The organism is Kitasatospora sp. NBC_01560, assembly GCF_045208415.1.
GTDB lineage: Bacteria > Actinomycetota > Actinomycetes > Streptomycetales > Streptomycetaceae > Kitasatospora.
The window spans coordinates 3,306,466-3,330,030 of record NZ_CP109364.1; the positions used below are offsets into that span (position 1 = coordinate 3,306,466).

A 23,565-nucleotide genomic window follows, 5' to 3' on the forward strand; every position below is an offset into this window, starting at 1 on the left:
CCCCGTACCCGGGGCAGCTACGTCCAGGCCGCGCCGACCAGCCGGCCGTGCAGCGCGAGGGCGGAGGCGTCGGTGAGCGTGGCGATCTGGTCGATCACCGCGCGCAGGGCGCCGCGGTCGTCGTCGGCCTCCTGGTACAGCGCGGCGAAGACCGGGTCCAGCCCCTCGGGGGCGCGCTCGTTGAGCACGTACGCCAGCTCGGCGATCACGATCCGCTGGCGGGCCCGGAGCTGGGCCTGCTCGTCGCGCTGCATCACGAAGCGCACCGCGACGGCCTTGAGCACCGCGCACTCCAGCCGGACGTCCCGCGGCACCACCAGCTCGGCCTCGTACCGGGTGAGCCGGCCGGGGCCGTAGCGGGCCCGGGTGGCCTGCTCGGCGGCCAGGCAGAAGCGGCCGATCAGCTGGCTGGTGAGGTCCTTGAGACCGGCCCGGGCCCGCGCCGTGCCGTCGTACGCGCTCGGCCACCACTCCTGGCCGAGCAGCCGGTCCAGGGCCGCGGCGAGCTCCTCGGGCTCGGCGTCCGGGGCGTAGCGCTCGGCCACCTTGAAGAGCTCGGCGCGCTCGCTCGGGGCCCGGAGGACGGCCGGGTCGATGTGGCCGGCCTGGAGACCGTCCTCGACGTCGTGGGTGGAGTAGGCCACGTCGTCGGACCAGTCCATCACCGTGGCCTCGAAGCACTTGCGCCCGGCCGGGGAGCCGGCCCGCAGCCAGCGGAAGACCGGCAGGTCGTCGGCGTAGACGCCGTACTTGGGCGAGGCCGGGTCGGCCGGGTGGGCGCCGTGCGTCCACGGGTACTTGGTGGCGGCGTCCAGCGCGGCCCGGCTCAGGTTGAGGCCGACGCTGCGGCCGGGCCAGGGGGCCAGCCGGGCCGGCTCCTCGCCCTGCGGGGCGAACCGCTTGGGCTCCAGCCGGGTGAGGATGCGCAGCGACTGCGCGTTGCCCTCGAAGCCACCACAGGCCTCGGCGGCCTGGTCGAGGGCCTCCTCGCCGGTGTGGCCGAACGGCGGGTGGCCGATGTCGTGGGCCAGGCACGCCGTCTCGACGAGGTCCGGGTCGCACCCCAGGGCCGCACCCAACTCCCGGCCCACCTGGGCGCATTCGAGGGAGTGGGTGAGTCTCGTCCGGGGGAAGTCACTGCGCATCGGGGCGACCACCTGGGTGGTGCCGGCCAGCCGGCGCAGGGCGGCGGAGTGGAGCACGCGGGCGCGGTCGCGCTGGAACGCCGTCCGGCCGGGGCGCTTGTCCGGCTCGGGGACCCAACGGGCCTCGGCGGCGTGGTCGTACGGAGTCGTGTCGGCAGTGGGGCGGTGCGCGGTGTCGTCCATATGCCAATCACTGTAGGCCGCCGCTCCGACACCGGAGGTGTGCCGCGCGCGAAGGGGCGCGGGCCGGGGCGTGAACCCTGGGCCCCGCCCCGGGGCGGCGAGCGGCGGGCAGCGGGCAGCGACGGGCCGGGGTCGGGCGGCGAGGGGGTCAGGTGGCGAGCAACCGGCGCCAGCGGGGCAGTTCGGTGACGGCGCAGGCGGCGGCCAGCACGGTGACCGGGGCGGCGACCGGGGCGGGCCAGGCCGCCCACGAGGAGACCACGGCGGCGGCCAGCTGGAGGGCCACCAGGGCGACGGTGCCCGCGCCGGGGACGGCAACGATCACCTGCTTCTTGTCGCCCGGGGTGCCGAAGACCGTCGGGAGGCCGATCAGCAGGACCACCGACAGCACGGCGAGCACCGTCGAGTGACCGGCCAGGGCCCAGGGGGTGGCGACCCAGGCCACCAGCTCGGTGAGGAAGCGGAGGGCATCGCCGAGTCGGACCGGATCCCGTGGTGCGGCAGCGGAGTTCACCGCGGCATGGTGGCACGGGAGGACGGCGTGCGGAAGGGCCGGCCGCACTGCGGGACGCGCCCGCCCGCCGGTCCGGGCCGGTCCGGGGCGGTCCGGGGGCGCCGGTCCGGGCCGGGTTCAGCCCCGGACGGCCTTGAGCACCGCGTCGGCCACGCCCTGCTGCCCCCTGGCGTTGGGGTGGATCGCCGCCAGACCGGACGCCGGGAACGGCGGCTCCACCCAGCGGGTGGCCTCGCCGGCGCACATGTCGTGACCGGCCGAGGGCGCGGCGGCGTCCACGTAGACCGCGCCGGCGCCCTCCGCCCGCTGCTTGAGCATCGCGTTCAGCTGCTGCTCCTTCTCCACCAGGAAACCCAGGTCGGCGGCGGCGACGGCGTTCCCCAGCACCGGCACACAGCTCGCCGGCTCGGCCGGCAGCAGCGACGGGTAGCCGACCACGTAGACCCGGGCCTGCGGGGAGCGGCGCCTGACCTCCTGGAGCACCTGGCCCAGCCGCTCGCCGGCCGCGTCGACCTTGCGCTGGACCTGGTCGGCGGCGCCGCCGACCGAGGCATAGTGCTCCCGGCAGGGCGCCTGCGCCCGGCCGGAGCCGATCATGCTCTTCACCGCGTCGACCAGGTTCTCCTTGGCGCACTCGGTGACGACCTCCATGAACCCGGCGTCGTTGCCGCCGATCCCGACGGTCACCAGCCGGGTGGCCGGCGTGAGTGCGTCCAACTGCGGCGGATTGGCCCCGCCGTCGGTCTGCTGGGCGCCCGTCAGGTCTCCGGTGCGGGCGCCGCTGCAGCTGACGTCGCGGAACTGACCGGCCCCCAGGCCCAGCGCCGTGGCCACCAGGGACGGGTAGTTGACGGCCGAGCGTGCGCAGCCCTTCGGCTCGCCGACCTGCGGGGCGATCTTCAGGCCCGAGGTGTACGAGTCCCCCAGTGCCACGTAGGGGCCGGTGGGCGGGGGTGTCGGGGTCGGCGTCGGCGTCGCGCGCACCGGGCGCGGGCCGTCCGACGGGAGGGCGGGGGCCCCGTCCGCACCGCCCCCGCCGCTGCAGCCGGTCAGCAGCACGGCGGCCAGGCCCGCGGCGAGCGCGGCGGCCCGCACCCCGGCCGGACGCACCGCCGGACGTGTGCCCGAATGCGTACTCGGGCGTGTCCGCGGACGCGGACGCAGGTGTGCGCGCAGAAGCGCGGTCGGGCGCGTGGGCACCGGCATGGAATCCCCCCGGGGGTCGGAACGACGACGACTCTCCCTGCAGCAGCCCGTCCCCCGGGCACCGCGTCGCCAACGAACGGGCGGGGTCCGATGACTCCCGCCCTTCCGATGATCTCCCGGCGCCCCGCCCCGGCGGGGTGGTGGTGCTACTCGGGGCCGCGCTCGTGCTCGGCCAGGAACTGCTCGAAGCGCCGGCCCAGCTCGTCGGCCGACGGCAGGTCCACCGGCTCGGCCAGCAGGCTCTCCCGGCCCTCGACACCGGCCACCGCGTCGTACTGGCCCTCCATGCCGCGGATCGCCGAACGCAGCTCGCCGTCCCCGTGGGTCAGCTGCTCCTCGATGTCGGCGTAGACCTCGCCGACCCGCTCGCGCAGCCGGGTGCCCGGCAGGACCAGGCCGGTGGCCGACTGCACGGCCTCCAGGATCAGCACCGCCGCCGCCGGGTACTCGGAGCGGGCCACGTAGTGCGGCACGTGCACGGCGAAGCCCAGCACGTCGTGCCCGGCCTCGGCGAGCCGGTACTCCAGCAGCGCCTGGGCACTGCCCGGCACCTGGGCCTGCTCGAACCACTGCGGGTAGCCGGTCGCGAGGTCCAGCCGGTTGCCGTGCGGGGTCAGGCCGACCGGGCGGGTGTGCGGCACGCCCATCGGGATGCCGTGGAAGTCCAGCGCCAGCCGGACTTCGAACCGCTCGACCAGCCCGCGGACGGCGGCCGCGAAGGCCTCCCACTCGACGTCCGGCTCGGGCCCGGTGAGCAGCAGGAACGGGGCCCCGGCCGCGTCGTGGACGAGCTGGAGCAGGATCTCCGGCGGCTCGTAGGAGGACCAGTGCTCGCGGTCGAAGACCATCGCGGGGCGACGGGCCCGGTAGTCCACCAGACGGTCGTGGTCGAAACGGGCCACCACCTGGGGCGCCCCCTGCTCCAGCAGGTGGGCCACCACCTGACCGCCGGCCTCGCCGGCGTCCATGAAGCCCTCGAAGTGGTGGAGCAGCACCAGACCGGCGCCGGTGTCGGCCAACGTGGCGTTCGCCGCGGCCACCGCGGCAACGCCCTGCTGATCCAGCTCGTACAGCGCCTGGGGATCACGCACCGCGCACCCAACCCCGTTCTCTACTCGTCGATCCGTACCGGCTTCTCCCCGTCTCCAGCGTGCCGGGACCCGCCGGAATTCCCGCCCCGGCCGGCCGCCGCTCCCCCACTGCGCCGGTGAACGCCCGGCCGGCCGCCGGAGTGCCCCCGCGGCCCACCGAAGTGCCCTCCCGACCATGATCGCATCCGGAGGGAAATCCGCTGGTCACGGGCGTCCGAGCGGCCTTCCGGAGACGCCGGCGGCACACTTGCGCGCCCATTCGTGTGCTGCGAAGTGACGCACCGCCTTCTGGCGGGTATCGTCCTCTCGCTGCCTCGCATCGTCGCGTCGTCGTCACGTCGTCCGTAACGCCGTCGATCACGACCCGGACCGGTGTTCGGCCAGTCACCCACGACGCATCTTGCCTTCACCTGGCCGCCTGCTTCCCTTCGCGCTCTCGTTCCTTCTTCGGCCATTTCGCGGACGCACACTGTCCCCTCGCTCATCCCGCCGGACCGGTCCGTCGACCCGTGTCCGTTCCGGCACCGCGCTGCCCGCCTCCGGGCCGCCGCCCCCTCCCCGCTCGACCAGCCTCCGGCGTGCGCGGGCATGGACGGGCGGCCTCCGGAACGGGGCGTATGTCCACCGCAGCCTGCGCCGTACCCCGGGGCGGGCCGCACCCTCCGACCGATGAAGGGCCGAAGGTTCCGTGCCCGTACCTGTCATCCTCACCGGCCGCACCGTGCGGCTGGAGCCCCTCGCCCCGCACCACGCCGAAGCCATCGCCATGGCCGGCGCCGAGGACCGTACGACCTACGCCTTCACCGCCGTGCCGCACGGCCTGGAAGCGGCCCGCGACTACATCGCGCGCGCCCTCGCCGACCGGGCCGCGGGCCGGTCGATGCCGTTCGCGACGGTGAATCTCGCCGACGGCCGGGTGGTCGGCTCCACCCGGTTCCTGGAGCTCGACTACTGGCAGGGCCCGGTCGTCTGGCCGCCGGTGCCCGGCGTGCCGTTCGGTGATCCGGCCACGGCCGTGCCGGACGCCGCCGAGATCGGCAACACCTGGCTCTCGCCGCGCGCCCAGGGCACCGGCATCAACACCGAGGCGAAGCTGCTGATGCTGCGCTACGCCTTCGAGGAGTGGCAGGTACAGCGGATCTCGCTGCGCGCGGACGCCCGCAACCTGCGGTCGCGGGCGGCGATCGAGCGGCTCGGCGCCACCTCGGAGGGCGTCCGCCGGGCGCACTCGCGCGGGCTGGACGGGGTGGTCCGCTCCACCGCGTTCTACTCGATCCTCGACTCCGAGTGGCCCGCGGTGCGGGACATCATCGAGCTGCGGATCGCCGCCGCCACCTCGCCGAGCGCCCCGGATCCGGCGATCAACCAGGAGTGCCTCAGACACGGCGGCGGCACCGCGCAGCTGATCACGGCCTGAGCGTCACCGCCCGGGGCGTGACACCCCGGGCGGTGACGGCGCGAACCGTGCCACCCCGGGGCCGCCGGCGCCGGGAGGACGGCGGGAGGGCGGCGGCCCCGGAAGGCCGCCGCCCGGGCCGGCCCACGCACGGGTCAGCTCCGGTACCCCCGGGCGGCCACGCCGAGGATCACCGCGAGTTCCTCGGCGTCGGGCACGCCCTTGTACCGGTCGGGGTGCGCCTCGACCAGCGCCGACACGGGCCGCCAGCCGCCGCCCCGCACCGGGGCCACCCGGACGTTCCACACCGCGAAGCCGGTCCAGCTGCGGTGCAGGTGCAGCACGCCCTCGGCGGTGTAGGACTCCCACTTCTGCTCCATCTCGCGGGAGCGCAGACCGCCCCTGATCCGCTGCCACTCCTCCTCCGTCCAGACCACGTCCGGCACCGGGCAGCGGCGCGGCAGCAGGAGCGGCCGCAGGTGGCGCCGGTCCACCGGCGCGGCGGCCACCGAGCCGGGCGCCGGGAAGGCCCACGCGGGGAGCACCTCGCGGGCGGCCATCCACGCGGCCGGGATGCCGGTCGTGCCGGTGTACGCGGCGACCACGCCGCCGGTGATGGCGGCGACGGTGTCCATGTCCCCGCCCGCGCCGATCGCCTCCCAGAGCGCCGCCGGGTAGTCGCTGAGCCGACGGGCCGCGCACCAGAGCGCGTAGGGGACGGTGTCGGCGGCGCTGGTCCGGCTGCCGTTGCCGAGCGCCGAGGCGGCGACGCCGATGTCCGGTTCGGCGAGCAGGCCGATCGCCTCGGTCAGACCGTCGTGGACGGCCCCCCGCGGGGTCAGCGCGGCGACCGCCGCCAGGAAGGTGTTCGGCGTCATGGCCACGGTCCGCGCCCGGACCGCGTAGGCGGCGGCCACCGCGACGGCGATCGCGCCGTCCACGGCCTGCGGGTGGGTGTGGGTGATCACCGCGGTGTCCGCGGCGGGCCCCACCGCCTCGGCCGGATCGTCGGCGTACAGCGCGCCCAGCGGGGCCACCCGCATGGCGGCGCCGTTGCCGTAGGAGCCCTGGCCGTCGAAGAGTTCGGCCGCCAGCGCCTTGGCGTCGCCGCCCTCGCGGACCAGCCGGAGCAGGCGGTTGGCGGCGGGGCCGTAGCCGCGGTCGAAGTCGTGCCGGCGGGCGAAGGACCAGGTGAGGTCCGCGGTGTCGATGGCGCCGCGCTCGGCCCGGGCCGCGTGGACCGAGCAGGCCATCTCGGTGTCGTCGGTCCAGGGCCAGGGACCGGGCGGGGCGGTGCGGGCCGCGAAGTGGGCGGCGGCGGTGTCGGGAACGAAGAACTGGGCGCCGAGGGCGTCGCCGACGGAGAGGCCGTTCAGCGCGTCGAGCGCCGGGCCGCTGTGAAGTGTCATCATCACGCCCCAGCTCACCGGCCCGGCCGGGGCCCGTCAACCCGATTCCCCTCGGACTCCCCCGGCGGGGGATGTTTCGCATACCTCCGAGCCGGGCGGGAAACACCCCGCCATGACCCGCTCCGATCCACTCCACCCACTGCTGCTGCTCGGTGCCGACCAGCAGCACATCGTCACCCGGGCACAGCTGCGCAGCCTCGGCGTGCCACCCGGCACCATCGCCCGCCGCCTGCGGCCGGGCGGGCCCCGGCAGCGGGTGCTGCCCCGGGTGATCCGCCTGCAGAGCGGGCGGCTGACCGCCCATCGGCGGCTGCGCGCGGCAGTGGCGTACGCGGCCGAAGGGCCGGGCCGCACAGGACGGCGAAGTCCTGCTGACCGGGGCGGCGGTGCTCGCCGACGCCGGACTGCCGTCCGCCGGGCAGGCCTCGGCGAACTGCTGGACCAGTTGCTCGCCGGGCCCGCCGTACCCCGGCTCCCGCACGTCGCCCAGGTGGTGGAGGACCTCGCGGCCGGAGTGCGGTCGGTGGTGGAAGGGGAGGCCCGGGGGCTGGTGCTCGGCGCGGGCCTGCCCGAACCGCTCTGGAATCCGGTGCTCCTGCTGGACGGACGGTTCCTCGCCGTTCCGGACGCCTACTGGCCGCAGGCCTGCGTGGCGCTGGAGATCGACCCCCGGGCCTGGCACCTGCGCCCGGCCGACCACGAGCGGAGCCTCACCCGGGCCAACCGGTTCACCGCGGCCGGGCTGCCGGTGGTCCGCACCACGCCCGTCCAGCTGCGGCGCGATCCGGCTCCGGTGCTGGGCGAGTTGGCCGCGCTGCTCGCCACCGGCCCGCACGGCCCGCACGCCCGGATCAGCCGGCGCCGGGCCCGGTGAGAGGCCCGGGCCCGACGGCGCCGGCCGGGGCGATCAGCAGCGGGCGTCGATCTCCTGGAAGCTGCCGTAGTGGTCGGCCGTCCAGTACTGCTCGCCGGAGCTGCCGGTGACGACCCGGCGGGCACCGCGGTCGCCGGAGCCGGGGGTGACCACGGTGAACTCGTGGTAGTAGCCGGAGGCCTTGCGCGGCAGGCGGTTCTCCCGGTTCTCGAAGACGATGCCGTCCGAGCGGTACGGGTACGGGCCGCCCTTGGCGATCAGCCCGAGCGTGTCGACGGCCTGGCCGGGCAGCGCGGTGCGGCAGACGTCGGCGAGTGCGGGGTCGCTGGGCACCCAGCCGGTGGCCGTCCCGGGCGTCCCGGACGCCGCCACGGAGGGCGCGGACGGCTTGGGCGCGGACGGCTTCGGGGCCGTCGACGTGCCGACGGCGGCGGAGGAGGCAGCAGCCGAGGCGGAGGAGGCGGCCTTCGGGTGCTTCGCCGCGTCGTCCGAGGTGCCGCACCCGGCCGCGGCGGCGAGCACGCAGAGCAGGGCGGCCACGGGGCCGAGCAGGCGGTTCTTGCTGGTCATGTGCTCCAGCTTGGCAGCCGGCCGGGCCGGGCCCGGCGAGCCACACGCGTGGCTGCGGCCACACCGGCGCGGAAAAGCAGTACGCGGCCGGGAGGGGCGGACGCCGTTGTCCGTTCCCTCCCGGCCGCGTTACGTACGCCGGTTCTCCTGCGCCGAGCTCCGGTGTACGCCCTCCCGTGCGGGAGGGATGCGGTCAGCGACGGGACCGCGCCGTGGTCGGGCGGGCCCTCCTCACCGATGCCTGGTGAGGAGGGCGCCTACCCGCTCAGCGCGAGTCGCTGCCCGCAGTCTCGATGGCGGCGCGGCCTGCCTCCAGGCGCGCCACCGGGATCCGGAAGGGGGAGCAGGAGACGTAGTCCAGCCCCACCTCGTGGAAGAAGTGCACCGACTCCGGGTCGCCGCCGTGCTCGCCGCAGACGCCGAGCTTGAGGTCGGGGCGGGTGGCCCGGCCGGCCTCGACGGCGTGCTTGACCAGCGCGCCGACGCCGTCGCGGTCGATGGTCTCGAACGGCGAGACCCCGAAGATGCCCTTCTCCAGGTAGGCCGTGAAGAAGGAGGCCTCCACGTCGTCCCGGGAGAAGCCCCACACCGTCTGGGTGAGGTCGTTGGTGCCGAAGGAGAAGAACTCGGCGGCCTCGGCGATCTGGCCGGCCGTCACGGCGGCGCGCGGCAGCTCGATCATGGTGCCGAGCTTGATGTCCAGCTGGACGCCGGTGGACTGGGCGACCTCGGCGAGCACGCGCTCGCACTCGTCGCGGACCAGCTCCAGCTCCTGGACGGTGCCGACCAGCGGGATCATCACCTCGGGGCGGGGGTCCGCGCCGGCCAGCTTGCGCTCGGCGGCGGCCTCGGCGATGGCGCGCACCTGCATGCCGAACAGGCCGGGGATGACCAGGCCGAGGCGGACGCCGCGCAGGCCGAGCATCGGGTTCTGCTCGTGCAGCTTGTGCACCGCCTGCAGCAGGCGCAGGTCGTTCTCGTTCGGGTCCTTGCGGGCCTCGGCGAGGGCGACGCGCACCGACAGCTCGGTGATGTCGGGCAGGAACTCGTGCAGCGGCGGGTCGAGCAGGCGCACGGTGACCGGCAGCCCGTCCATCGCCTGGAAGAGCTCCAGGAAGTCACCCTTCTGCAGCGGCAGCAGGGTGGAGAGGGCGAGCTCGCGGTCCTTGTCGTTGTCCGCCAGGATCAGGTGCTCGACCTCCTTGCGGCGCTCCTCACCGAGGAACATGTGCTCGGTGCGGCACAGGCCGATGCCCTGGGCGCCGTAGCGGCGGGCGCGCCCGCCGTCCTCGGCGTTGTCGGCGTTGGCCCGCACGGCCAGCCGGCGGCGGCCGTCGGCGTGCGACATCAGGCGGTGCACGGCCTGGACGAGGCCGCCCTGGACGTCCGCGCCGGCGTGCAGCGTGCCCTCGAAGTACTCGACGACGGGGGACGGCAGGACGGGTACCTCGCCGAGGTAGACCTTGCCGCTGGCGCCGTCGATCGAGACGACGTCGCCCTCCTCCAGGACCAGCCCGTCGGAGGTGGTCATCCGGCGGCGCTTGGTGTCGACCTCCAGGTCCTCGGCGCCGCAGACACAGGTCTTGCCCATGCCGCGGGCCACCACGGCGGCGTGCGAGGTCTTGCCGCCGCGCGAGGTGAGGATGCCCTCGGCGGCGATCATGCCGTCCAGGTCGTCCGGGTTGGTCTCGCGGCGGACCAGGATGACCTTCTCGCCGGAGCGGGACCACTTGACGGCGGTGTACGAGTCGAAAACGATCTTGCCGATGGCCGCACCGGGCGAGGCCGCCAGGCCCCAGGCGATCTGCTTCGACTCGGCGTTCGGCGCGAAGCGCGGGAACATCAGCTGGGAGAGCTGGCCGCCGGTGACCCGCATCAGGGCCTCGTCGAGGTCGATCAGGCCCTGGTCGACCAGCTGGACGGCGATCCGGAAGGCCGCGGCCGCGGTGCGCTTGCCCACGCGGGTCTGCAGCATCCAGAGCTTGCCGCGCTCGATGGTGAACTCGATGTCGCAGAGGTCGCGGTAGTGGTTCTCCAGCTTCTGCATGATCGCCATGAGCTCGTCGTACGACTTCTTGTCGAGCTTCTCCAGCTCCGACAGCGGCAGGGTGTTGCGGATGCCGGCGACGACGTCCTCGCCCTGGGCGTTGGAGAGGTAGTCGCCGTAGACGCCGACGGCACCGGTGGAGGGGTCGCGGGTGAAGGCGACACCGGTGCCGGAGTCCTCGCCGAGGTTGCCGAAGACCATGCTGCAGACGTTGACCGCCGTGCCCAGGTCGTTCGGGATGCGCTCCTGGCGGCGGTACAGGCGGGCCCGGTCGCCGTTCCAGGAGTGGAAGACGGCGTGGACGGCGAGGTCCATCTGCTCACGCGGGTCCTGCGGGAAGGCCCGGCCGGTCTCGCGCTCGACGATGCCCTTGAACACCTCGACCAGTTCCCGGAGGTCGGAAGCGTCCAGGTCCAGGTCGTTGACGGTGCCCTTGGCGTGCTTGGCCTCGTCCAGGGCGTCCTCGAACAGCTCGCCCTCGACGCCCAGCACGGTCTTGCCGAACATCTGCACCAGGCGGCGGTAGGAGTCCCAGGCGAAGCGCTCGTTGCCGGACTGCGCGACCAGGCCGACCACCGAGGCGTCGGAGAGGCCGATGTTCAGGACGGTGTCCATCATGCCGGGCATGGAGAACTTGGCCCCGGAGCGCACCGAGACGAGGAGCGGGTCGTCGGCCTGGCCGAGCTTCTTGCCCATCTCCTGCTCCAGCGCCTCCAGGTGGGCGCTGATCTCCGCGTGGAGCGAGGCCGGCTCGCTACCGGTCTCCAGGAAGACCTTGCAGGCCTCGGTGGTGATGGTGAACCCCGGAGGGACGGGGAGACCCAGGTTGGTCATCTCGGCCAGGTTCGCGCCCTTGCCGCCAAGAAGATCCTTGAGGTCCTTGTTTCCTTCGGTGAAGGAGTAAACAAACTTCTGCTGGGACGACACGGGTCTGTCTCCTCGCACACGGTTGCCCTGACGCCGGAGAACATACCCATTTCGAAGGCACTTCTGCGCCGCGAATAGGCCGTACGAGGCCCGTACCTGCTGGCGACCCAGTAGATCGAATGCACATAAAGGCGTTCACCTCTGTTGGTGAAATCGTCCGGTTGACGCTAGCGAGCGTTCAAGTCTTGAACACAACGAAACCGGAAGATCACAGGAACAGGACGGAGGGTGATGGCTGGTGGTCCACCGTGTTGCCCCGGCTTGATTTCCTGCACCCGGACCGGCCGATCCCGCACCGCCCCCTTCGGGAAGCGATTCACCGCCGATGTGGCCAATTCGTCCTCTGAGTGACCGTCAGTCGCCACCGTATGTGGCAAGCGTCACGAGCGCATCTCGCCGCTCGGGCGTACTCCGCCTGCGCCGATCGTTGCACTGTGTCCAGAAACATTCCCTCTCCGTGATATTGATGCGCCAGAAAGGAGCCCTCTTGGCCAGATCGGCCAAGAGGGCTGGGCCACGGTGGCAGTCGGCCCCTCGGGGTCATTTTTGCCACTACGGACAGATCATCCGCCGGAGGTGTCCGATTCGGCGTCCTCGCTGGGCAGGGCGCAATCGTACGGATCGTCCAACCAGCCTTCCGGGAGAACCACCCGGTTGTTGCCGCTGGTGCGCCCGCGCGGGCCGTCCGCCCCGGCCGGCCAGAGCTGGGACTGCTCCACCTGGGCGAGGGTTTCGGCCAGTCCGGCCAACGAGGAGGAGTTCGCCAGCCTCACCCGGAGCTCGGAGCCCACCGAGAAGCCCTTGGTGTACCAGGCCACGTGCTTGCGGAAGTCGATCACGCCACGCGTCTCGTCCCCCAGCCACTCGCCGAGCAGCTGGGCGTGGCGCACCATCGCCCGCGCCACGTCGGCGAAGGCCGGGCGGGCGTAGTCCGCCTCACCCTCGAAGATCGCGACCAGGTCCTTGAACAGCCACGGCCGGCCCAGGCAGCCACGGCCGACCACCACGCCGTCGCAGCCGGTCTCGCGCATCATCCGCAGCGCGTCGTCCGCCGACCAGATGTCCCCGTTGCCGAGCACCGGGACGTGCGCCGGGACGGACTCGCGCAGCCGGGCGATCGCCGACCAGTCCGCGGTGCCGCCGTAGTGCTGGGCGGCGGTGCGACCGTGCAGGGCGATCGCGGACACGCCCTCCTCGGCGCCGATCCGCCCGGCGTCCAGATAGGTGAGGTGGTCGTCGTCGATGCCCTTGCGCATCTTCATGGTGACCGGCAGGTCCCCGGCGTTGGCCACGGCCTCGCGGAGGATCTCCCGCAGCAGGTGCCGCTTGTACGGCAGCGCGGAGCCGCCGCCCTTACGGGTCACCTTGGGGACGGGGCAGCCGAAGTTCAGGTCGATGTGGTCGGCCAGGTCCTCGTCGGCGATCATCCGGGCCGCCTTGCCGACCGTCACCGGGTCCACCCCGTACAGCTGGATCGAGCGCGGCTTCTCGCTCGCGTCGAACTTGATCAGCTGCATGGTCTTCGCGTTCCGCTCGACCAGGGCCCGGGTGGTGATCATCTCGGAGACGTACAGGCCCTTGCCGCCGCTCTGCTCGCGGCAGAGCGTGCGGAACGGCGCGTTGGTGATGCCGGCCATCGGCGCCAGCACGACGGGCGGCCACACCCGCATCGGGCCGATGGTGAGCGGCGCGAACTCGGCGGTGGTCTCGGTGGGTGCGGGCGTGACTGTCATGCGCGGCAGACCTCGGGGACGCGGGACGGGGGACTCCCCATTGTCCCCCACCCACGGATCGGCCTCCCGGCCGTCCCCGTCAGCCGTGCGCGGGGACGACGCTCACCGAGCCCGAGCCGGCCGTGATCCGGACGGTGTCGGGGCTGGACGCGTCGGCCAGCACCGGGTCGAGGTGGCGGTTGCCCGAACCGCCCTCGCCGCTGAAGGCGTAGCGCGATCCCTCCGGCAGCGCCAACGTCACCGAGCCGGAGGACACCCCGACGGACACCGCGTGCGGCGGCCGCGCGAAGGCCACGTCGACCGCCCCCGAGGTGGTGTCCACCTCGAACCGCGCCGAGGTGAGGCCCTTGGCGTCCACCGCCCCCGAGGTCGCCCTCGCGTACACCGGCCCGGAGAGGCCGGCCAGCTGGATCGCCCCCGATCCGGAGGAGACCCGCACCTCACCACTCAGCCCGCGGACGTCGAGGGAGCCCGAGGTCGACCCGCCCGTCACCCCGGCCGCGGCCGGTACCTCCAGATCGATCTGGGCCCCGCACCCGACGTCGGCGATCGGCACCACCTGGTTGCAGCGCACCTGCACGGTGAGGGTGTCGTCCTCGAAGACGGTGCGGACCGTGGGCTTGCGGACCGTCCAGTCCAGGTACTGCTTCACCACCACCTGCCCGTCCCGGCCCGGCCTGATCCGGACCGCCGCGATACCGGCGTCCAGCTGGACCCGGCTCACCCCGACCCGGTACGTGCGCTCGGAGACCGACTGCTGCTGCGCGACCATCGCCCAGGTCTGCCCCGCGGCGAACAGCATCACCACGACCGTGGCGAGCGTCCCGGTGACCCGCCAGAAACCACGCCCCTGCACGGCTACCCGACCTCCAGGAAGCGCAGCACCGCGAGCACCCGGCGGTGGCTGGCGTCTGCGGGCGGCAGGTCGAGCTTGGTGAAGATCGAGTTGATGTGCTTGGCCACCGCGCTGTCGCTGACCACCAGGGCGGCCGCGATCGCCGCGTTGGAGCGGCCCTCCGCCATCAGGCCCAGCACGTCCCGCTCGCGCGGGGTCAGCTTCTCCAGCGGATCCCGGTGGCGGCGCACCAGCAGCTGGGCGACCACCTCCGGGTCCAGCGCGGTACCGCCCCCGGCGACCCGCTGGAGGGCCTCGACGAAGTCGTCCACATTGGCCACCCGCTGCTTGAGCAGGTAGCCCACCCCGCTGGTGTTGGTGGCCAGGAGGTCCGCCGCGTACCGCTCCTCCACGTACTGGGAGAGCAGCAGCACCGCGACCTCCGGCCACTGCCGGCGGATCAGCAGCGCCGCCCGGACCCCCTCGTCGGTGTAACCGGGCGGCATCCGGACGTCCGCGACCACCACCTGCGGCCGGTGCTCCTCCACGGCGGCGAGCAGCTCCTCGGCGTCCCCGACCGCGGCGGCCACCTCGAAGCCCACCGCCTCCAGGACCTTGACCAGCCCGACCCTGAGCAGGACCGAATCCTCGGCGATCACAGCACGCACGGCAACTCCACGGTGATGGTGGTGGGCCCCCCGAGGGGGCTGAGAACGGACAGCGTGCCGTCGACGGAGGCGGCGCGCTTGCGCAGACCGGTCAGGCCGGTGCCGCGCGAGGCGTCGGCGCCACCGACGCCGTCGTCGCTGACGACCAGCTGCAACCGGCCGCCGACCGTCCGGACCGCGAGCTCGACCCGCGAGGCGCGGGCGTGCTTGGCCACGTTGGTCAGCGCCTCGGAGACGGTGAAGTAGGCGACCGCCTCGACGGTCGGGGCGATCGGTTCGGCGAGGGCGACCTCCAGCCGGACCGGCAGCGGGGAGCGCGCGGCGATGCCGGACAGCGCCGCGTCCAGGCCGCGGTCCTCCAGGACGGCCGGGTGCAGGCCGCGGACGAGGTCACGCAGCTCGTCGATGGCGGCCTGGGCCTCCTCGTGCGCGTCCTTGATCACCTGCATGGCCTCGGGCGACACGTCCTTGAGGGTCCGGCGGGCCAGCCCCAGGTTCATCGCCAGCGAGGTGAGCCGCTGCTGGGCGCCGTCGTGCAGATCGCGCTCGATCCGGCGGCGCTCGGCGTCGACGGCGTCGACCAGGCCGGCCCGGCTCTCGGCGATCTCCTCGACCCGGCGCTCCAGGGCCTCCGTCCGGCCCGGGCCCAGCAGCCTCCGGGCCGCCGACTCCTCCAGCCGGGCCATCAGCCCCGCCGCCCAGGGCGCCGCCAGCAGCAGCACCGCGCCGCCCACGGTGACCGGGACGTCGAGGGAGAGCAGATCCTCCCGGACCGGGTTGGAGGAGGGCATCAGCCAGGACCAGCCGTAGACGGTCGCCATCACCAGGCCCGCGCCCCACGCGTACAGCACCACCGCCGAACCGGCCGCCAGCACCGGGCCGGCCAGCAGGTGGTAGCCGACCTGGCGCCAGTTCACGCCGGTGCGCAGCATGGTCAGCAGGCCCGCCGGGGTGTCCGCGGACCGCAGCAGCACCGGCACCTCGACGCCCCGCAGGGCGCGCAGCCGCCGGCGCTGGGCCGCCGTCAGCAGCCGCAGGCAGACCAGGACCAGCGCGATCGTCACCAGGAAGACCTTGGGGACGAGCAGGGACAGCCAGACCGGCGCGGCCAGGGGGAGGCCGGCGGCTATGAAGCGGGTGTCGCGCCAGACGGCCGCCGACCACGGCAGCCGCTCGGCGCTCCTGGCAAGCGCTCGGCGCAGCGGTGTGGAGGGCATGACCGACAGCGTAGAACGCGAAGATCCACTGCCGCCATGAAGGGGAGTGGAGAGCGGGGGTGTAGCCAGGTACACCCCGGGTTGGGTGCGGTGCACTACCGACGCCGGGCGGTGCCGGACGGAAGTCTTGACGGTATGACGAGCACTGCATCGCACTCCGCCGCTCCGCCGCCGCACGGGCGGCCCGCCCCGGGCACCGGGACGGTCGACACCGACGGCACCCTGCCGGTCGGGCCGGCCGGCCCGTGCGGCCCGTGGACGGTGCGCAAGGCCCGGGCGACCGGCGGGCGTGCCGCACTGGAGGTGTACGAGGACGGCGAGTTGGTGGACGTGCTGGTCGCGGCCCGGCTGGCCCCGCAGCTGCTCCGCGGCGGGCGGCGCGGCTCGGCCGGCGGTACGGGTGCCGGTGCGTGTGCGGACGCGCGGTACGGCCTGGCCTGGGGCCGGCTGCCGCAGGACGGCGCCGTGCCCGCCGTCCGGTTCACCTCCGGGTGGCCGGCCGGGCGGGCCGGGCAGGCGTCCGAACTCGTCACGGTGGACGGGGAGTTCTGGCTCGCCTGGGCGTCGGGCCGGTTCACCGGGGTGCTGGTGGAGCACGCGGGCCGCTGCGAGCGGCGTCCGCTGGCCCGGGTGCGCGGCCGGGGTGCGCGATGAGCACCACCTTCGCCCGGGCCGCCGTCCTGCCCGGCCGCGCACCGTCCGCCCGCACGCCGGCGGTCCGCTTCGCGCCCGGCACCGGGCCCGGGCTGCCGGTCCTGCCCGGGCTGCCGGCCTGGACCCCGCGGGTGCCCGCCCTCGCGGCCCTCGCCCTGCTGCCCTGGCTGGTGGTGCTGGCGGTCGGCCACGAGACGGCCTGGGTCGCCCTCGACCTGGTCGAGCTGGCCGCCCTGCTCTCGCTGGACGCACAGCTGCGCCGGCGCAGCCCGGCCGCGATCCGGTCCGCCTGCCTGGTCGCCGTGCTGCTCACCGGCGACGCCCTGGCCGACATCGCCACCGCCGGCCCGGGCCTGCCGCTGCTCGCCGCCGTGGTCATGGCCGGGTGCATCGAACTGCCGCTGGCCGCACTCTGCGTGGCCCTCGGCCGCCGCGCGGCCGCCCGCGCCTGAGCCGCCTGCCGGCCCCCGGCCGACCCCGGCCGACCCCCGACCCCCCGCCGCCGCCGCGCTACGCCGGCAGCCCGCCCGCCATCAGGGCCATCCGCTCGCGGCTCTCCTCGTCCCTGGGCGTGTAGGCGATCAGCCGGGCACTGGGCCGCGGGCCCAGCCAGAAGCTGGTGTAGTCGCAGTGCAGCAGCCCGATCCCCGGCACCATGAACCGCTTGAGCCCGTTGCCCGGGTTCATCACGTCGTGCCGCTGCCAGGCCGCCTCGAAGTCCGGCGAGGCCTTGCGCAGCCTGGTCAGCAGTGCCTTCCAGGCCGGCTCGGCGCTGTGGTCGGCCATCGCCGACCGGAAGCGGGCGACCATCCCCTCGCGCTCGTTCTCGTGGTCCACCAGCACCTCCCGGAACCGCGAGGGCGTGAACGCCATCCACATCAAATTGCGGTCCGCGAAGGGAAGTTCGTCGATGTTCCCGACGATGTGGGTGTAGGAGGGATTGTGCGCCAGCACGTCGTAGCGGGCGTTGACCACCGCCGCCGGCATCGGCGACATCTGCTGCAGCACCAGGCGGATCGCCGGCGTCACCGTCAGGCACTCCCGCACCGGCGACGGGTCCTCCGTGCCGGCCAGCACGAAGAGGTGGCCTCGCTCGGCAGGGTCCAGCAGCAGTGCGCGGGCCACCGCGTCCAGCACCTGGGCGGAGACCTGGATGTCCCGCCCCTGCTCCAGCCACGTGTACCAGGTGACGCCGACCGCGGCGAGCTGCGCCACCTCCTCGCGGCGCAGCCCCGGCGTCCGGCGGCGTCCGGTCATCGGCAGCCCCACCTGCTCGGGTGCGATCCGCTCCCGGCGGCTGCGCAGGAACGCGGCCAGCTCGTGCCGGCGGGCCTCGGCCAGGGCCGCGGACGTGGCGGGAGGCACGGCGGGAGGCACGGCGGGAGGCACGGCGGGAGACGCGGCGGCAGCGGAGGCGGCAGGGGCTGCGGGCGCGCCGGGCACCACGGACGCGGCCGGGGCGGCGGAGGCGGGTGCGGTCGTCAGGCTCATCCCCCCAGCATGCGCCCGCGCGGAGCCTGTTGCCAGGTACTTCTTATACCTGGATAACCACACTCTGGTACCAGGTTGTCGCCCGGCGGATCGTATGACCCGTGACCCACCAACTCGCCGCCGCCAGGACCACCCTCGTCGCGAACCCCCAGCCGGCCGGAGCCGCCGCCCGCACCACCGGTGCCGCCGCCCCGGCCACGCCCGGCAGCACCGCACCCGGCACCACCGCACCCGGTACCACCGGGCTCGGCACCGCCGGCCTCGTCACCGTCCTGCTCGGGGCCTTCCTCCCGATGCTCGACTTCTTCATCGTCAACGTCGCCCTGCCCACCATCGACCACGACCTGGCCGCCGGCCCCGCCGTCCTGGAGCTGGTCGCCGCCGGCTACGGCATCGCCTTCGCCGTCCTGCTGGTCCTCGGCGGCCGGCTCGGCGACATCTTCGGCCGCCGCCGGCTGTTCGTCGTCGGCGCCGCCGCCTTCGCCCTCACCTCGCTCGCCTGCGGGCTCGCCCCCGGCGCCTGGAGCCTGGTCGCCGCCCGCGCCGCCCAGGGCGCCTCGGCCGCACTGCTCATCCCCCAGGTGCTCGGCACCATCACCGCCGCCACCCACGGCGCCCGGCGCGGCCGCGCGCTGAGCATCTACGGCGCGGTCGGCGGGATCTCGGTGGTGATCGGCCAGGTGCTCGGCGGGATGCTCGTCGCCGCCGACCTGTTCGGCACCGGCTGGCGCTCCGTCTTCCTGCTGAACGTCCCGTTCGCGCTGCTCGCCCTCGTCCTGGCCGTCCGCTACGTCCCGGAGAGCCGCGCCGAGCAGAGCGCCCGCATCGACGTCCCCGGCACGCTGCTGCTCACCGCCGCCATGCTCTCCCTGCTCGTCCCGCTGATGGAGGGCCGCGCCGCCGGCTGGCCGCTCTGGTCCTGGGTGCTGCTCGCGCTGTTCCCGGTGTTCGCCCTCGCCTTCGCCGCGGTCGAGCGCCGCGCCGAGCGGAGCGGCGGCTCCCCGCTGGTGCCGCCCAGCCTGCTGCGGATCCCCGAGATGCGGCGCGGGCTCGGCATCGCCCTCCCCTTCTTCGGCGGCTTCGGCGGCTTCATGTTCGTGGTCGCCGTCGCCCTCCAGCAGGGCCTGCACCTCGGACCGGTCGCGGCCGGCTGGGCACTCGTCCCGATGGCCGTCGGCTACTTCGGCGCCTCGCTCGCCGGCCCGCGGCTGATCGGCCGGTTCGGCAGCCGGGTGCTGACCGCCGGCGCCGTGGTCCAGGCCCTCGGCCTGGCCACCCTGGCAGCCACCGTCCTCACCGACTGGCAGCACTTCTCCCCGCTCCGGATGGCCCCCGGCGTCGCGCTCGCCGGCATCGGCCAGGGCCTGATCGGCACCCCGCTGTTCCGGGTCGTCCTCGCCAAGGTGCCCGCCGACCGGGCCGGCGTGGGCAGCGGTGTCCTCGCGACCAGCCAGCAGTCCAGCCTCGCCCTGGGCGTGGCCACCCTGGGCACCCTCTACCTGGCCCTCTCCCCCACCCTGGGCATGGACCGGGCGCTCGCGCTGTGCCTCGGCATCCAGCTGCTGGGGTCGCTCACCATCTTCGGGCTGACGCTCCGGCTGCCCCGCTCGCTCGGTTGACGGCCCGCCGCCGGGTCACGGCCGGCACCCGGAGGCCCCTGCCGCTCCCGAGCGGCAGGGGCCTCCGTGCTGCGTCCCCGCCCGTCCTGCGCCGAGCCGGACCGGACCGGACCGGACGGGTTCAGCGCAGCGAGAAGAACAGCGTGTCCTGGGTGTACCAGTCGATGTCCTTCGTCGCCCGCTCCCACTCCTGGTGCTCGAACTCCAGCTTCTCGGCGAGCTGCCGGACGTCGTACCGGAGGTCCGGGTCCAGGCGGTCCAGGACGGCGAGGTAGGCCTCGGCGGCGGGGCGGGCCTTCGCCAGCGGGAGGTGGCCGATGGCCGGGTAGCCGTCCAGCGCGCCGGGGAGGAGCGGGAACTCCTCGGGCAGGCCCCCGTAGAGGTAGCCGCCGGGCAGCAGGTCGGCCGGCACGCCGAGCCGGCGCAGCTCGTCGTCGACCAGGCCGAAGAACGTCGCCGGCTTGGAGTAGGTGGCCAGGTCGGAGGGGTCGGAGGCGTTGCGGTCGATGACGATCTGCAGGGCCGCGTGGTAGGCGTTGCCCGCGCACTCCGCGTCGGAGTCGCTGTGGCCGGCGATCAGGTGGTCGAGCGCCTCGGGGACGGACAGGCCCCAGTCGACGCCCTGGTCGTCGAGGCCGTCCTGGCGGGCCCGGGCGTACCGGCGGATGGTTCCGAGGCGGCGCTGCTGATCCTCCGTCAGATCACCGCCGCTCCCGAGGAAGGCGAGGACGTCGGCCTTGTCGGCGGTGGAGTACGAGATGTTGTGACTCATGATCACCATCATGGCAAGCAGGACCGTCAGCCGGCCGGGCCCGGGGCCGGGCACCGCGGCACGGGGAGCGACGGAAAGCGCTGGCCGCGGCCGACCCCTTTGTGTCAGCATGACGATATGAACGACGTGTACGCGGGGGACCCTCTCCACAGCCGCAACCGGGCCGAGCTGGTGGCCGCCGTCGCCGCCGGCGCAGAGCCGAAGTGGCTGCTGTTCTGGGGCCACCGGCCGCAGCGGGACGGCTCGGTCGGGCCGGGGTCGCTGAGCCAGTGGTGGCCGGCCCCGTTCACCGTGGACGGCGTGACGTACGCCGGCGCCGAGCACTGGATGATGGCCGGCAAGGCCCGGATGTTCGGGGACGAGGCGATCGTGCCGCGCATCCTCGGCGCCCGCACGCCCGCCGAGGCGAAGAAGCTCGGCCGGCTGGTGGCGGGATTCGACGAACCCACCTGGGCCGCCGGGCGGTTCGAGCTCGTCGTCCGGGGCAACGTCGCCAAGTTCGGGCAGGACGAAGCGCTGCGCACGTACCTCCTCGGCACCGCGAACCGCGTCCTCGTCGAGGCCAGCCCGGTCGACCGGCTCTGGGGCATCGGGCTCGCCGCGGACGACGAGCGGGCGGGGCGGCCCGCCGACTGGCGCGGGGAGAACCTGCTGGGCTTCGCGCTGATGGAGGCCCGGGCCCGGTTGGCGCAGTGAGCACGGTCGCCCCCGTCCTGGACGCCACGGTGGTGGTGACGACGGCCGCGGCCCTGGTGCTCGGGCCACGGGTGCCGAAGCCGGAGCGGCCGCCGGGCCGCGGCGGCCCCGGGCCGGACGCGGCGCTCGCGGTCGTCGTGGCACTGATCCTCCTCAACCAGCTCGCGTTCGCGGTCTACGTCCAGCGGGTGCACGGCGGCGACACCTCGTTCATCGCCCGCTACCTGCCCCCCGGCTGGTTCGCCGTGCCGCACGGCGACCCGGTCGTCGACCTGCTCGCCGCCCACGTGCCCGCACCGGCGCTGCTCGCACCGTCCGTCCTGCGCGTCCAGGCCTTCCTCGAACTGCCGCTGGTGCTCCTCACGTTCGCCGCGGTGCTGCGCCGGCTGGACGCACCGCTGTACCGCAGGGTGTTCCGCTCACCGCTGCTCCCGCTCGCCGCCGCCTCGTACACCGTCGCGTTCTGCGCCGTCGAATGGGACTTGCGCAACCCGTACACGACCGACGACATCGCCCTCCGCGTGCTCTCGGCGGTCGTCACCCCGGTCGTGCTCGCCAGGCCGGCCGGCCGCGATCCCGCCGCCGGGGAGCCCCCGGCCACCGCACGCCACCTGGCGCTCTTCGCCCTCGAACTCTGGGCGTACGGCGCCCTCGTGCTCGCCCTCTACGACACCGCGCTGCTCTACAACCCCGCCCGCCTCGGCGACCGCCTCCCCGTCGCCCTCGCCGCGCTCGCCGTCCTCACCGCCACCCGCTTCGTCCCGCGCGGCGGCCGGCCCGCCGGCCCGGCCGTGGGGGCGCTCGCGCACGCCCTGCGCGCCGGTCTTTCACTCTTTCTCGCCCCCGCCCTCGCGATCCGCTACGCCGGGAGTTTCGGAACGCCCCGACTCGCCGCCGCTGCCGCCGCCGTGGTGCTGATCGCCGCCACCGCCCGGGTCGCGCTCCGGCTGGCCCTGCCCGCCGCGGCAGGCGTCGCCGCAGCCTGGGCGGCCGTCCACTGGTCCACGGCCGCCTACTACGAGGCCGCTCTGCTGCCTTCCGCGACCGCCGCGCTGCTCGCCGCCGTCGCCGTCTGCGCACTCCTCGACACCACTCGCAAACCATTGGACGCACTGCTGTAACTCAGCCGCCGTACACCGACGCCAGGATGACTCGCAGTCAGGGTCGAGATGGACAGGGTGCGGCGATCATGCGGATACGGCACACAGGACAACCCACGGACCGGCACACCGGTGAGAGCGAACAGGACGCGCTCGAACTCCGGTCGGAGCTGGACGAATTACTCCGGGCACGGCAGTACGCCAACCAGCGCGAACGGCGGCTCGCCGAGGCCGTACGGGCCGTGCCGGAGCGGCAGCAGCCGGACGGCGGGCTGCTGCGGCAGCTGGCCCAGGCGCGGACGCTGCGCGAGGGCCTCGGTGCGCGCTGCCTCGAACTGAGCGAGCAGCTCACGGCGTTGGAGGACCGGCTGCGCCAGCCCGCGCCGAGGAGCTCCGGCCCGAACCCCGGCCGGCCCACCGGCGCCCGCTTCGGGGGTGCGTACGAGGAGGCGCCCGCCCCCGCGGCGGAACAACCCGCTCCCGCTCCTGCTCCCCCTCCGCCGGCCGCGACCGGCGCCCGCTTCGGCCGGGCCAGGCCCCAGCCCCCGTCCGCGCCGCAGCCGGGACCGCACCCCGGCGCCCGGCCCGACCCCGACGGCCCGCAGGCCGCACCACCGCCGCCGGCGCCGCAGGCCCCCCGCCGCCGCTCCCCCGCCGAACTCGCCGCCCTCGCCGAGCGGATCGCCACCCTGCACCACCGCGGCGCGGCCCAGGAGATCACCACCCTGCTGGGCCAGGCGGCCACCCTCCTGCTGCCTCCCGACACCGCCCACCTGGCCGGCCTGCTCGTCCGCAGCGGCCCGCCCGGCGCCTCCGTCCGCCTCGCCCGCGGCGCGGCCCTGGGCACCCCCGCGCAGGCCGCCGGCACGCTCGCCGCGCTCCGCACGGCCGGCCTCGCGGAGGAGGCCACGGAGCTGTTCCACACCCTCTGGAGCTACCCGCCCGACACCCTGCCCGCCCTGCTGGCCGCGCTGGAGCGCGCCGGACAGCACGCGGACGGCGCGACCCTGCTCTGGGAGTGGGGCTCCGCCCCCACCGCCGAACTGGCCGCGCTCGCCACCGCGCTGGAGCGGGCCGGCCGCCCGGACGACGCCCGGACGCTGCTGCGCCAGGCCGCCGGCCGGCCCACCGCCGACCTCACCGCCCTGGCCTCGACGCTGCCCGCGCCGCTGTCCGCCGTCCTGCTGCACGAACTGGCGGCGCTGCGCCCACCGGCCGAGCTGGTCCGGCTGGCCGCCGCCCTGGACGACGCCCCCGAGCTGTACGGAGCGCTGCTGGCGGCCCTGACCGGGGACGAGGGCCGCCACCGCACCACCCTCGCCGCCCTCCGGACGGCCGGCCTGTCGACCACGCCGCCCGCCCCGGCCCGCTCCCGCTGGGGCCGCCGCTAGCCCCGGCCGGGCAGCCGCCGCCCGGAA

General features: G+C 74.7%; 20 protein-coding genes and 1 pseudogene. 8 read left to right on the forward strand and 13 right to left on the reverse strand.

Features of this window, described 5'->3' with window-relative positions; all coding sequences use genetic code 11:
* Positions 1 to 17: 17 nt before the first annotated feature.
* The 4 genes from OH807_RS14185 to OH807_RS14200 form a co-directional block, all read right to left on the reverse strand.
* Positions 18 to 1,328 carry a deoxyguanosinetriphosphate triphosphohydrolase gene (locus OH807_RS14185; RefSeq protein ID WP_406198340.1) on the reverse strand — a complete coding sequence of 437 codons (1,311 nt, stop codon included), beginning with the start codon at positions 1,326 to 1,328 and terminating at the stop codon, positions 18 to 20.
* 148 nt (positions 1,329 to 1,476) lie between these two features.
* Positions 1,477 to 1,842, reverse strand: coding sequence for a hypothetical protein (locus OH807_RS14190; protein WP_406198342.1), 366 nt, complete (start codon positions 1,840 to 1,842; stop codon positions 1,477 to 1,479).
* A 117-nt stretch (positions 1,843 to 1,959) separates the two neighbouring features.
* Positions 1,960 to 2,952, reverse strand: coding sequence for an SGNH/GDSL hydrolase family protein (locus OH807_RS14195; RefSeq protein WP_406198345.1), 993 nt, complete (start codon positions 2,950 to 2,952; stop codon positions 1,960 to 1,962).
* 242 nt (positions 2,953 to 3,194) lie between these two features.
* Positions 3,195 to 4,139 (reverse strand): PAC2 family protein, encoded by a 945-nt coding sequence (locus OH807_RS14200; RefSeq protein WP_406198348.1) that lies wholly within the window; start codon positions 4,137 to 4,139, stop codon positions 3,195 to 3,197.
* Positions 4,140 to 4,827: 688 nt separating this feature from the next.
* Between OH807_RS14200 and OH807_RS14205 the strand changes: the two genes are divergently transcribed.
* Positions 4,828 to 5,556, forward strand: a complete 729-nt coding sequence (locus tag OH807_RS14205) for a GNAT family N-acetyltransferase (protein WP_406198351.1) — start codon at positions 4,828 to 4,830, stop codon at positions 5,554 to 5,556.
* 497 nt (positions 5,557 to 6,053) lie between these two features.
* Here OH807_RS14205 and OH807_RS14210 read toward each other — a convergent pair.
* Positions 6,054 to 6,947 (reverse strand): annotated as a pseudogene (locus tag OH807_RS14210) (ADP-ribosylglycohydrolase family protein); the annotation flags it as partial.
* 109 nt (positions 6,948 to 7,056) lie between these two features.
* Here OH807_RS14210 and OH807_RS14215 point away from each other — a divergent pair.
* The gene (locus tag OH807_RS14215; RefSeq protein WP_406198353.1) at positions 7,057 to 7,818 is read left to right on the forward strand and encodes a hypothetical protein; all 762 of its coding nucleotides are present in this window, start codon (positions 7,057 to 7,059) and stop codon (positions 7,816 to 7,818) included.
* A 33-nt stretch (positions 7,819 to 7,851) separates the two neighbouring features.
* On the opposite strand, the gene OH807_RS14220 is transcribed toward OH807_RS14215, so the two are convergent.
* The 6 genes from OH807_RS14220 to OH807_RS14245 form a co-directional block, all read right to left on the reverse strand.
* Positions 7,852 to 8,388: a ribonuclease domain-containing protein gene (locus OH807_RS14220; RefSeq protein ID WP_406198356.1), complete on the reverse strand. Its 537-nt coding sequence runs from the start codon at positions 8,386 to 8,388 to the stop codon at positions 7,852 to 7,854.
* A gap of 265 nt (positions 8,389 to 8,653) precedes the next feature.
* Complete coding sequence (gene ppdK, locus OH807_RS14225) at positions 8,654 to 11,362, reverse strand: pyruvate, phosphate dikinase (RefSeq protein ID WP_406198358.1); 2,709 nt, start codon at positions 11,360 to 11,362, stop codon at positions 8,654 to 8,656.
* A gap of 563 nt (positions 11,363 to 11,925) precedes the next feature.
* On the reverse strand, positions 11,926 to 13,095 hold the full coding sequence (gene dusB, locus OH807_RS14230; protein WP_406198361.1) for a tRNA dihydrouridine synthase DusB: 1,170 nt from the start codon (positions 13,093 to 13,095) through the stop codon (positions 11,926 to 11,928).
* A 79-nt stretch (positions 13,096 to 13,174) separates the two neighbouring features.
* Positions 13,175 to 13,951: a DUF4097 family beta strand repeat-containing protein gene (locus OH807_RS14235; protein ID WP_406198363.1), complete on the reverse strand. Its 777-nt coding sequence runs from the start codon at positions 13,949 to 13,951 to the stop codon at positions 13,175 to 13,177.
* Positions 13,952 to 13,953: 2 nt separating this feature from the next.
* Positions 13,954 to 14,598: a response regulator gene (locus OH807_RS14240; protein ID WP_406198366.1), complete on the reverse strand. Its 645-nt coding sequence runs from the start codon at positions 14,596 to 14,598 to the stop codon at positions 13,954 to 13,956.
* Positions 14,586 to 15,815 (reverse strand): histidine kinase, encoded by a 1,230-nt coding sequence (locus tag OH807_RS14245; protein WP_406198368.1) that lies wholly within the window; start codon positions 15,813 to 15,815, stop codon positions 14,586 to 14,588. The genes OH807_RS14240 and OH807_RS14245 overlap by 13 nt, the downstream gene beginning before the upstream one ends.
* 135 nt (positions 15,816 to 15,950) lie before the next feature.
* Here OH807_RS14245 and OH807_RS14250 point away from each other — a divergent pair, with 135 nt between their 5' ends.
* The gene (locus tag OH807_RS14250) at positions 15,951 to 16,469 is read left to right on the forward strand and encodes a hypothetical protein (protein ID WP_406198370.1); all 519 of its coding nucleotides are present in this window, start codon (positions 15,951 to 15,953) and stop codon (positions 16,467 to 16,469) included.
* Positions 16,466 to 16,921: a hypothetical protein gene (locus OH807_RS14255; protein WP_406198373.1), complete on the forward strand. Its 456-nt coding sequence runs from the start codon at positions 16,466 to 16,468 to the stop codon at positions 16,919 to 16,921. Before OH807_RS14250 ends, OH807_RS14255 begins: the two co-directional genes overlap by 4 nt.
* 58 nt (positions 16,922 to 16,979) lie before the next feature.
* On the opposite strand, the gene OH807_RS14260 is transcribed toward OH807_RS14255, so the two are convergent.
* Complete coding sequence (locus OH807_RS14260; RefSeq protein WP_406198376.1) at positions 16,980 to 17,960, reverse strand: helix-turn-helix transcriptional regulator; 981 nt, start codon at positions 17,958 to 17,960, stop codon at positions 16,980 to 16,982.
* Positions 17,961 to 18,253: 293 nt separating this feature from the next.
* Between OH807_RS14260 and OH807_RS14265 the strand changes: the two genes are divergently transcribed.
* Positions 18,254 to 19,579 (forward strand): MFS transporter, encoded by a 1,326-nt coding sequence (locus OH807_RS14265; RefSeq protein ID WP_406210976.1) that lies wholly within the window; start codon positions 18,254 to 18,256, stop codon positions 19,577 to 19,579.
* Positions 19,580 to 19,700: 121 nt separating this feature from the next.
* Here the strand turns inward: OH807_RS14265 and OH807_RS14270 are convergent, their stop codons facing one another.
* Positions 19,701 to 20,351 (reverse strand): hypothetical protein, encoded by a 651-nt coding sequence (locus tag OH807_RS14270; protein ID WP_406198379.1) that lies wholly within the window; start codon positions 20,349 to 20,351, stop codon positions 19,701 to 19,703.
* Positions 20,352 to 20,468: 117 nt separating this feature from the next.
* On the opposite strand from OH807_RS14270, the gene OH807_RS14275 reads away from it, so the two are divergent.
* From OH807_RS14275 to OH807_RS14285, 3 genes are all read left to right on the forward strand, one after another.
* On the forward strand, positions 20,469 to 21,047 hold the full coding sequence (locus OH807_RS14275) for an NADAR family protein (protein ID WP_406198382.1): 579 nt from the start codon (positions 20,469 to 20,471) through the stop codon (positions 21,045 to 21,047).
* Positions 21,044 to 22,168: a hypothetical protein gene (locus tag OH807_RS14280; protein WP_406198384.1), complete on the forward strand. Its 1,125-nt coding sequence runs from the start codon at positions 21,044 to 21,046 to the stop codon at positions 22,166 to 22,168. The genes OH807_RS14275 and OH807_RS14280 overlap by 4 nt, the downstream gene beginning before the upstream one ends.
* A gap of 68 nt (positions 22,169 to 22,236) precedes the next feature.
* Positions 22,237 to 23,538: a hypothetical protein gene (locus OH807_RS14285; protein WP_406198386.1), complete on the forward strand. Its 1,302-nt coding sequence runs from the start codon at positions 22,237 to 22,239 to the stop codon at positions 23,536 to 23,538.
* Positions 23,539 to 23,565 lie beyond the last annotated feature (27 nt).